3 protein-coding genes and 2 pseudogenes are annotated in these 6211 nt (G+C 69.4%); all 5 read right to left on the bottom strand.

Annotated elements, in window-relative coordinates; genetic code table 11:
• A partial coding sequence (locus G3N99_RS32425) for a CusA/CzcA family heavy metal efflux RND transporter (protein ID WP_206124414.1) occupies positions 1-2321 on the bottom strand: 2321 nt, incomplete at its 3' end.
• Between the two features lie 125 nt (positions 2322-2446).
• Positions 2447-3907 (bottom strand): efflux RND transporter periplasmic adaptor subunit, encoded by a 1461-nt coding sequence (locus G3N99_RS32420; RefSeq protein WP_206124413.1) that lies wholly within the window; start codon positions 3905-3907, stop codon positions 2447-2449.
• Positions 3908-3941: 34 nt separating this feature from the next.
• Positions 3942-4739: pseudogene (locus tag G3N99_RS32415) on the bottom strand (TolC family protein); the annotation flags it as partial.
• 52 nt (positions 4740-4791) lie between these two features.
• Positions 4792-5475, bottom strand: a pseudogene (locus tag G3N99_RS32410) (TolC family protein); the annotation flags it as partial.
• 243 nt (positions 5476-5718) lie between these two features.
• The coding region (locus G3N99_RS32405; protein ID WP_206124412.1) for a phosphotransferase at positions 5719-6211 on the bottom strand (493 nt) is incomplete at its 5' end.

Genomic DNA, 6211 nt, shown 5'->3' with positions numbered 1-6211 from the left:
ACGACGATGTCGAAGCGGCGGTCGCCCTGGAACAGCGTGCCGGCCTTCTGCCCGCCGACGGCCGCGGCCACCGAGTCCTGCAGGTCGGCGACGCTTACGCCATAGCGCGCGAGCTTGTCGCGGTCGAGGTTGACGGTCAGCACCGGCAGGCCGGTGGTCTGCTCGACCTTCACTTCGGACGCGCCCGGCACCTTCTGCAGCGCGGCCGCGATCTGCTCGCCGGTCTGGTTCAGCACGGCCATGTCGTCGCCGAAGATCTTCACGGCGACGTCGCTGCGCACGCCCGAGATCAGTTCGTTGAAGCGCAGCTGGATCGGCTGCGAGAACTCGTAGGCGTTGCCCGGCAGCTCGGCGAGCGCTTCCTCGATCTCGCGCACGAGCTGGTCGCGCGGCTTCTTCGGGTCGGGCCACTTGTCCGCAGGCTTCAGCATGATGTAGCCGTCCGACAGGTTCGGCGGCATCGGGTCGGCCGCGATCTCGGCCGTGCCGGTGCGCGCGAACACGCGCTCGATCTCGGGGAAGCGCGCCTTCAGCGTCTTCTCGATCGACTTCTGCATCTCCACCGACTGCGACAGGCTCGTGCCGGGAATCCGCAGCGCGGAAACGGCCAGGTCGCCTTCGTTGAGGCTCGGGATGAACTCGCTGCCGAGCCGGGTGGCCAGCCCGAGCGTGACCAGCACGATCGCGCCCGCGCCGATCATCACGCGTGCCGGACGCGTCATGAATGCGGCGAGCACCGGTTCGTAAGCGCGCCGCGCCCAGCCCATCAGGCGGTTCTCCTTCTCCTCGACACGCTCGCCGATGAACAGCGCGACGGCCGCCGGAATGAACGTGACGGTCAGCACCATCGCGGCCGCGAGCGCCATCACGACGGTAATGGCCATCGGGTGGAACATCTTGCCCTCGACACCCGTCAGCGCAAAGATCGGCAGGTACACGACCATGATGATCAGTTGCCCGAAGATCAGCGCGCGGCGCGCTTCCTGCGACGCGCCGAATACCTCCGCGAAGCGCTCGTCGCGTGTCAGCGGCCGGCCCGCGGCGGCCTGCGCATGCGCGAGCCGTCTCACGCAGTTCTCGACGATCACCACCGCGCCGTCGACGATGATCCCGAAGTCGAGCGCGCCGAGGCTCATCAGGTTCGCGCTGACCTTCGCGTTCACCATGCCGGTGAAGGTCATCAGCATCGACAGCGGGATCACGAGCGCCGTGATCAGCGCCGCGCGCATGTTGCCGAGGAACAGGAACAGCACGGCGATCACGAGGATCGCGCCCTCGAGCAGGTTCTTCTTCACCGTCGCGACGGCCTTCTCGACCAGCACGGTGCGGTCGTATACGGGAATCGCCTTCACGCCTGCCGGCAGCGTGCGGTTCACGTCCTCCATCTTCGCGGCGACGGCCTTCGCGACCGTGCGGCTGTTCTCGCCCATCAGCATGAAGACCGTGCCGAGCACGACCTCCTCGCCGTCCGAGGTCGCCGCGCCGGTGCGCAGCTCGCGGCCGATGTCGACCAGCCCGACGTCCTTCATCCGCACCGGCACGCCGCCGACGTTGGTCAGCACGATGTTGGCGATATCGTCGACGGTGCGCGCCTGGCCCGGCACGCGCACGAGATACTGCTCGCCGCGCTTCTCGATGTAGCCCGCGCCGACGTTGTCGTTGTTGCGCTCCAGCGCGCGCACGACGTCGGCGAGCGTCAGCCCGTACGACATCAGCTTTGCCGGATTCGGCGCGACGCGGTATTCCTTCACGTAGCCGCCGATCGAGTTGACCTCGGTCACGCCGCGCACGTTGCGGAGCTGCGGCCGGACGACCCAGTCCTGCAGTTCGCGCAGGTCGGCCGCCGTGTAGCGCGTGCCGTCGGGCTTGCGCGCAGCCGCGTCGGCCTCGACGGTCCACAGGTAGATCTCGCCGAGGCCCGTCGACGTCGGCCCCATCGCGGGCGCGATGCCGGCCGGCAGCTTGTCCTTCGCTTCCTGGATGCGCTCGTTGACGAGCTGTCGCGCGAAATAGATGTCGGTGCCGTCCTTGAAGATCACCGTGACCTGCGACAGCCCGTAGCGCGAGATCGAGCGCGTCTGCTCGAGGCCCGGCAGGCCGGCCATCACGGTCTCGACCGGATAGGTGATGCGCTGCTCGGCCTCCAGCGGCGAATAGCCGGGCGCGGACGTGTTGATCTGGACCTGCACGTTGGTGATGTCGGGCACCGCGTCGATCGGCAGCTTCTGGTAGCTGAACACGCCCAGCGCGGCCACGGCCGCGATCGCCAGCATCACGAGCCAGCGATGTGCAATCGCAAAGCGGATCAGGCGCTCAAACATGACGGGATTCCTTGAAACGGGGCACGGTCACCCTCGACGGACGGGCCGCCCGGCCGGTCACCCGGCGGGCCGGAAAGCGGGCCGCATACCGGGCCGCGAGTCGCGCAACGGCGCACACGTAACGCTCATTCATGCTCCGCGCTCCCCTTGCCGAGTTCGGCCTTCAGCACGAAGCTGTTCGACGCCGCGTATTCCTGGCCCGGCTTGAGCCCCTTCAGCACCTCGGTCGCCCGTTCGTCGCGCCGCCCGGTTTCGACAGCCTGGGCGACGAAGCCTTTCGACGAGCGCACGAAGACGGACGGTGCGCCGTCGACGTCCTGCAGCGCATCGCTCGCGACCGCGAGCGGCACGCCCTGCTTGCCCGCGTCGACCGACACGTTCACGAACATCCCGGGCCGCCACACGCCGTCCGGGTTCGGCAGCACGACGCGCGCCGGCGCGGTGCGCGTCTGTTCGCCGAGCAGCGACCCGACGTACGCGATCGGGCCGCTCGACCGCGATTCGAACGCGGTCGCGATCACCGTCGCATCGCGGCCGACCCGCACGTCGTTCAGCCGCTGGGCCGGCACGGCCATCTCGGCCCATACCGTCGAGAGATCGGAGATCACGAACATGCTGGCATCGGCGGCGATCGCTTCGCCCGGCGTCGCGTGCTTCTCGACGATCGTGCCCGCGAACGGCGCGCGCAGTTCGTAGCGGTTCAGCGCACCCGCGCCGACCGGTGCGTTCAGCGCGGCGAGCTTCTGCCTGGCGTTCTGCACGGCGATCTCGGCTTCACGCAACTGCACCTGCGCCTGCTGGTAGTCCTGCTCGGCCGAGATGCGCTCCTTCCACAGCGTGCGTTCGCGCTCGTAGGTCGCGCGGGCGCCCGACAGCCGGCGCTCGGCCGTCAGCAGCTCGCTGCGCCGGTCGGCAAGATCGGTGCTCGCGATCACGGCCAGCACCTGCCCCTTCGCCACGTTCTGCCCGAGCGACACCGACACCTGCTCGACGATACCGGCTACGCGCGGCACCACGTGCGCGGTGCGATCCTCGTTGAACTTGATCTCGCCCGGCAACTGGAATGGCGTCGCGATCTGCGCGGGGCCGGCCTTCGCCAGCGCGATCTTCGAGGTCGCGAGCTGCGCGTCGGTCAACGCGATCGCGCCGTCGGCGCGGGCGAACGGGAACGATGCCGATTCGTTGCCCGCCTTCACGTCGATCGTCGCGTCGAACACGTGCGGCTTGCCGATCGACTGCGCGGACACGAACTTCTGGCCGGCCGCGTCGAAACGCAAAGGTTCGTGCGTGCGGTCGTAGCGAACCAGCGTGCCGGACACGGTGACGCCCTTGTCGGCCGGCTTGCCGTCGACGAACGGATAGACGATGAGGCGCGCATCGCCGGGCTTCTCCGTCATCACGATTTCGACGGACAGCTTGCCGCGCTTGAGCACGACACCGCCGCGCTCGCCGGCGGCTTCCGCGGAAGAAGCGGCAACGGCCGCGCCGTTGCCACCGCTGTTGCGCGTGACGCCGAGTGCGCCGATGACGATCCCGGCACTGCCGAGCACGACCGCCGCGATGATCAGGATTCTGCTGCGTGACATGGTGATCCTTCAGGTAAATGAGGCGTCCGTTGCGCTATTGCGCGACCGGTGCGAGCGGCGTACCGACGAGTCGGCCGATGTCGGCGCGGGCCGTATGGGCATCGGCGAGCGCGCGCACGTATTGCGACTGGCCCTGGAACAGCGTGCGTTGCGCGTCGAGCACGTCGAGAAAGCTGAACTTCCCGAGTTCGTAGCCACGCGACATCGCATCGAGTGCGAGGCGCGCGGCCGGCAGGATGTCGGCCTTCAGCCGCCCCGCTTCCTGCGCGGCGGCTTCGAAATTCGTGTACGCCTGCGTGAGGTTCAGCCGCAGGCGCGTGCGTTCGCGATCGAGATCGGCATTCGCGCGCTCGGCCTTGTGCGTCGCTTCGAGCAGCGCGCCCTTGTTCGTGTTGAACAGCGGAATCGGGATCGACACGCCGACCACCGCCTGGTTGTCCGGCACGCCGCCCGTGGTCACGCGCTTCACGCCGGCGCTGATCGTCACGTCCGGAATGCGCCGCGCGCGTTCGAGCGACACGGCCGCGTTCGAGCGCAGCATCTCGGCGCGCGCGATCCGCGCGAGCGGCGCATCGTCGAGCTGCGCGGTCAGCGCGGACAACGTCTCGACCGGCGGCACGGCTTCAAGATCGCCCTGCACCGCAAGCCGGCCGTCGCGCGCTTCGCCCATCACCGCGTTCAGCTTCTCGCGCGCGACCTCGACACGGCCGCGCGCGGTCACGACTTCGATCTGCACGCCGGCCGCCGCTACGTGCGCCTTGGTCGCCTCGACCGGCGACACCTTGCCGGCCTGTGCGCGGCGGCTCGCCAGATCCGCGGAACGCGCGGCGATGCAGCCGGGCTCCACGACCCGCCTGCACCGTCGCCCGCCAGCCGCCACCTCCCCCCACCCCCGCGTTCGCCTTCTCCCGCCCGACCTCGACCCGGCCGGGCGCGGTCACGACTTCGACCTGCACGCCGGCCGCCGCTACGTGCGCCTTGGTCGCCTCGACCGGCGACACCTTGCCGGCCTGTGCGCGGCGGCTCGCCAGATCCGCGGAACGCGCGGCGATCGCGGCCGATTCCTCGGTCACCTGAAGCTGGCGCTGCGCGGCCAGCAGCCCGTAGAACGCGGCGATCACGTCGGCGCGCACGACGGCGCCCTGCTCGTCGAGCGATGCATTGGCCGCTTCCCTGCCGTACGACGCGACATCGAGCCGCGCGCTGCGTTTGCCGCCGAGTTCGATCGTCTGGTTGATCAGCGCGGTCGACGTGCGTTCGGCGCGACGAAACCCCTCCTGCAGGAACGACACTTCGGGATTCGGCCGCGCGCCGGCCTGCATCAGTGCGCCAGCCGACGCATCGACGTCCGCGCGTGCGCCGCGCAGCGCCGGATTGTTCCGGGCCGCGACCGATAGCGCATCGGCAAGCGTCAGCGAGGTGGGAGCGAGAGCGTCGGGGGGCGGTGCGCCGATCGGCGCGGCGCTGCCGGAGGCAGCCGGGGCCGGCCCCGGCGACAGCGACGGCTGCGCATGAGCCGTCGCGGCCATCGCGAAGACGATGGCCACGGCGAGGTTGAGCTTGAGCATGTTCGGTTCTGCGGTAACGGTTCGCGACCGATGCTACGGTCCGGCCGCAGTGCGAACATGAGGCGAAGATGACATTTCCGTCATGTTGGGCGCAGCCGCGCGCATGCGTGCGGCGCCCCGCGGGAGCCATGCCCCGCCTCGGCGATCAGGAGGATTCGATGAACGTGCGACGCGACGGCCGCACGGAAGATGGCGGTGGCACGGGAAATCGGCACGCGTATGCGGCGATTCCCCGCAGGCGAATCAGGCAGCCCCTTGCTTCGCCCGCCGGCGCTGCACGAGCCAGTCGAGCAATTGCCGGCCGTCGCGTTCGCCGAACCAGCGCGCGTGACCGATCAGGTAGCCGTCGTATGCGATGTCGACGATTGCCGGCGCATCGATGATGCAACCGAAATAGGCCACTTCCGACAGTGCGAACTCCGTATGCACGATCGGCAGCAGCGCGACCAGCGCCGCGTAGGCTTCGTCGCCCAGCGGTTCGAGCGATTCATACCCGTCGAGCAGCGCGTCGATCTGCGCGTACTCGACGCGGCGCGCATCGGCCGGCGCCATCCAGTCGACCGTATTGCGCTCGATCGCGAGCGCGAGATCCATCACCGCGCAGGTGCGATCCGACAGCCCGAAATCGAGTACCGTCCGCACCTGCGCGCCGGGCCCCGCCTCGGTCCACAGCAGGTTCGACGCATGCCAGTCGCCGTGCGTCCACAGCGGCGGCAGCGCGGGCAGCAGCGGCACA

Source organism: Burkholderia sp. Ac-20392 (genome assembly GCF_017104585.1).
Lineage (GTDB): Bacteria > Pseudomonadota > Gammaproteobacteria > Burkholderiales > Burkholderiaceae > Burkholderia > Burkholderia lata.
Note: the sequence above shows the minus strand (reverse complement) of the source record. Positions and strands in the feature narration are given on the sequence as shown.